This is a genomic window from uncultured Ruthenibacterium sp., assembly GCF_963558415.1.
Lineage (GTDB): Bacteria > Bacillota > Clostridia > Oscillospirales > Ruminococcaceae > Ruthenibacterium.
In genome coordinates this window covers 1-4135 of sequence record NZ_CAUWGY010000127.1, presented here as the reverse complement: position 1 = coordinate 4135, position 4135 = coordinate 1, and the positions used below count along the sequence as shown (strand labels likewise).

General features: G+C 48.9%; 4 protein-coding genes. All 4 read left to right on the top strand.

The annotated features are described in order from the left end of the window. Nucleotides 1–762 (top strand): pyrroline-5-carboxylate reductase (proC, locus tag AB5H98_RS12850; protein ID WP_367926286.1); only part of this gene is annotated, 762 nt, incomplete at its 5' end. 94 nt (nucleotides 763–856) lie between these two features. Next, the gene (gene pflB, locus AB5H98_RS12845; RefSeq protein WP_367926285.1) at nucleotides 857–2938 is read left to right on the top strand and encodes a formate C-acetyltransferase; all 2082 of its coding nucleotides are present in this window, start codon (nucleotides 857–859) and stop codon (nucleotides 2936–2938) included. A 23-nt stretch (nucleotides 2939–2961) separates the two neighbouring features. After that, nucleotides 2962–3204 (top strand): autonomous glycyl radical cofactor GrcA3, encoded by a 243-nt coding sequence (grcA3, locus tag AB5H98_RS12840; protein ID WP_367926284.1) that lies wholly within the window; start codon nucleotides 2962–2964, stop codon nucleotides 3202–3204. Further along, nucleotides 3191–3943, top strand: coding sequence for a pyruvate formate-lyase-activating protein (pflA, locus tag AB5H98_RS12835; RefSeq protein WP_367926283.1), 753 nt, complete (start codon nucleotides 3191–3193; stop codon nucleotides 3941–3943). The genes grcA3 and pflA overlap by 14 nt, the downstream gene beginning before the upstream one ends. The last annotated feature ends 192 nt before the right edge of the window (nucleotides 3944–4135 follow it).

Genomic DNA, 4135 nt, shown 5'->3' with positions numbered 1-4135 from the left:
GGCTTCGGAAATATGGCCGGTGCCATTGCAAAAGGATTGATTCGGCAGCAGGCAGTACGTCCTGAGCAACTTTGCGCTTGTGCGAAAAACTGGGATAAACTTTGCGCTAATACCCAAAAGCTGGGTATGCGTGCGTACCAAAATGCCTCCGAAGTGGTATTCGCTTCTGACGTGGTATTTGTGGCGGTCAAGCCATACCTCGTGCGTGAAGTATTGGAGCCGGTGCGCGATTTATTGGCAGGAAAAATTGTGATTTCGGTGGCGGCAGGGTGTCCCTTTGATTGGTACGAAGCATTTTTGAGCCCCGGCACCCATCATATGAGCACCATCCCCAATACGCCTGTCTGCATTGGAGAAGGTGTATTTGTGTGCGAGAAAAAGCATTCATTAACGCAAGCGGAGTGGACTTTGGTTGAACAGATGCTCTCCAAAATCAGTTTGGTTTGTTTGGTAGAAACCAATCAACTCAGCGTTGCAGGCACTGTCAGCGGATGCGGACCAGCCTTTGCCAGTATGTTCTTGGAGGCATTGGGAGATGCAGGTGTGAAACACGGTTTGCCTCGAAAGCTGGCCTACGAATTGGCTGCGCAGATGATAGCTGGAACTGGAAAATTGATGTTGGAGACAGGCGATCATCCAGGTGTAATGAAGGATGCCGTCTGCTCGCCGGGTGGTACTACCATTGTGGGAGTGGCTACATTGGAACGCAAAGGGTTCCGTTCTGCAGTGATTGATGCAGTTGATGCCATTGAGAATCGATAAGTGAAACCACTTGACTATACTATACTAAAATGGTATAGTATGAGTGCGCCGAAAAGAAACACTCAAATGAGTGTGGAATCAAAGGAGAACACAAATGAAACAGGAATGGAATTCTTTTATCCCGGGTATTTGGCAAAAGGAAATCAATGTGCGCGATTTTATCCAGAAGAACTATACTCCATATGATGGAGACGAATCTTTTCTGGCAGGACCGACCGAGGACACAAAGGCTTTGTGGGCGCAGGTAACGGAGCTGTCCCGTCAGGAAAGAGAAAAGGGCGGCGTTCTGGATATGGACACAAAGATTATTTCCGGAATCACATCCCATGGGCCAGGATACCTGGACAAGAGCAAAGAAAAAATTGTGGGCTTTCAGACGGACAAGCCTTTTAAACGCGCCCTGCAGCCTTATGGCGGTATTCGTATGGCAGTGAAGGCTTGTGAGGAAAACGGCTACCATGTAGATCCTCAAATTGTAGAGTTCTTCACAAAGCACCGCAAAACACATAACGAAGGCGTGTTTGACGCCTACACCCCGGAGATGCGTGCATGCCGTTCCAGTCATATCATTACCGGGCTTCCGGATGCATATGGACGCGGCCGTATTATCGGCGACTATCGGCGCGTTGCCTTGTACGGCGTAGATCGCTTGATTGAGGACAAACAGCATCAGAAGGATACCACTCGTACGATTATGTACTCTGATGTTACGCGGGAGCGTGAGGAACTTAGCGAGCAAATCAAAGCGTTGAAGGAACTGAAAGAACTGGGCCATATTTACGGATTTGATATTTCGCGGCCGGCGGCCAATGTTCAGGAAGCAATTCAGTGGCTTTATTTTGGTTATCTGGCTGCTATCAAGGAACAAAACGGCGCGGCTATGAGCCTTGGACGCACCTCTACCTTCCTGGATATTTATGCGCAGCGCGACCTTGCAAATGGCACATTTACTGAGGAGCAGATTCAGGAATTTGTAGACCACTTTATTATGAAGTTGCGTCTTGTAAAGTTTGCCCGCACTCCGGAATACAATGCATTGTTCTCGGGAGATCCCACTTGGGTCACTGAGTCCATCGGCGGCATGGGCATCGACGGACGCAGCATGGTTACCAAGATGTCTTTCCGCTATCTGCATACGCTGGAGAACTTGGGAACGGCACCGGAACCCAATTTGACTGTATTGTGGTCCACCCGGCTTCCGCTCAACTTTAAACGTTTCTGTGCAAAAACATCCATTCAATCTTCGTCGATCCAATATGAGAACGACGATTTGATGCGTGTGACCCACGGAGATGACTATGCGATTGCATGTTGCGTGTCCAGTATGCGCGTGGGCAAAGAGATGCAGTTCTTTGGTGCGCGGGCGAATCTGGCGAAATGTTTGTTGTATGCAATTAACGGTGGCGTAGACGAGGTGTCCAAAAAGCAAGTGGGACCGAAATATCGCCCAATCACCAGCGAATACCTAGAGTATGATGAGGTGATGGAACGGTTCCGCGATATGATGAAATGGTTGGCAAGTGTATACGTCAATGCTTTAAATATCATTCATTATATGCATGATAAATATTGTTACGAGCGTTTGCAGATGGCGTTGCACGACAAAGAGGTTACTCGCTGGTTTGCAACTGGAATTGCAGGATTGTCGGTTGTTGCGGATTCTTTGTCCGCCATCAAATACGCGAAAGTGCGGACCATCCGCGATGAAAACGGTGTGGTTGTGGACTATGCAATTGAGGGAGATTTCCCCAAATACGGAAACGACGATGACCGCGTGGATAGCATTGCTTATGACGTGGTTCATGAGTTTATGAATTATGTTAAGGGAAATCATACTTACCGCGGCGGCATCCCTACGACTTCCATTCTGACGATTACATCCAACGTGGTCTACGGAAAGAATACGGGATCTACTCCCGATGGCCGAAAGGCAGGCGAGGCTTTTGCACCCGGCGCCAATCCCATGCATCGTCGCGATACCAAAGGGGCTGTGGCGTCTCTCAGCTCGGTTGCAAAGTTGCCCTTCAAAGATGCACAAGACGGCATTTCCAATACATTTTCCATTGTGCCCGGTGCGCTGGGTAAGGACGATGCGATTTTGTTTGATGGCATTACCTTCGAGCTGGAACCGGATTGTGCTTGCTGTGAGCCCAATTTGACAGTGGAAGAGCAATAAGATATTCGGAGAGGAGTACCATTATGAAAGCAACTGATTCTCAAATCGATAATCTGGTCAGCCTGTTGGACGGTTATGCGGAAAAAGGCGGACATCATTTGAATGTAAATGTATTTACAAGAGACACCCTGCTTGATGCGCAGGCTCACCCGGAAAAATATCCGCAGCTTACAGTGCGCGTATCCGGTTATGCAGTCAATTTCAACAAATTGACGCGTGAGCAGCAGGACGAAGTCATCTCCCGTACGTTCCATGACGCCATGTGAGACTGGCCGCATCCACTCCATAGAAAGTTTCGGAACGGTAGACGGTCCGGGCGTGCGTTTTGTGGTGTTTTTTCAGGGATGCCACATGCGCTGCTTGTATTGTCACAATCCGGACACGTGGGCGCTGGATGGCGGAAGAGAAATGTCGGTAGATGAAATCTTGAGAGCGTATGATCGCAACCGCAGTTTTTATCGTTCTGGTGGCATTACAGCTACGGGTGGCGAACCGCTTTTGCAACTTCCTTTTTTAACTACATTGTTCCAAAGGGCAAAAGCACATGGGATTCATACTTGCCTGGATACTTCGGGGATTGTGTACCGCCCCGAGCGAAATCAGGAATTTCAGGAACTGTTTCAGAGTACAGATTTAGTGTTGCTGGACATAAAACATGCAGATCCGGTGGGGCATAAAAAACTGACCGGCCATCCGCAGACACCTGTTTTAAACTTCGCGCAGGCTTTATCAGAGGCGGGTGTGTCGATGGTAGTGCGCCATGTAGTGGTGCCTGGTTTGACGGATTCAGAAGAGGAATTGCGGGCGCTGGGCCGCTTGCTGGTCCCTTTGAAGACCTTAAAAGGGTTGGATGTGCTTGGTTATCATACAATGGGGTGTGCTAAATACAAGGCATTGGGAATAGAGTATCCGCTTGATGGAGTTCCAGCCTTGGAGAAAGAAAAGGCACGGCAAGCACGGAGAATCATTTTGGAAGAACTGCAAAAGGGTAGACAAGTTTCTTGATACAAAAAGTGCGGCATGCATTGCATGCCGCACTTTTTATTTTGTTGTTAAAATTTATTTTCCGCATCCCGGGCAGCCGGATGTGCCAAAGACTTGCTCAAACAATTTGCGACCGGTGGGAGTAGCGGCAAGTCCGCCCTCGGCAGTTTCCCGAAGAGCGGCCGGCATTGCGTCCCCTACACGTTTCATGGC

What these genes read in the sequence shown, in the direction of transcription:
- pflB (WP_367926285.1), top strand. Translation starts at nt 857, where the DNA reads ATGAAACAGGAATGGAATTCTTTTATCCCGGGTATTTGGCAAAAGGAA.
- grcA3 (WP_367926284.1), top strand. Translation starts at nt 2,962, where the DNA reads ATGAAAGCAACTGATTCTCAAATCGATAATCTGGTCAGCCTGTTGGAC.
- pflA (WP_367926283.1), top strand. Translation starts at nt 3,191, where the DNA reads ATGACGCCATGTGAGACTGGCCGCATCCACTCCATAGAAAGTTTCGGA.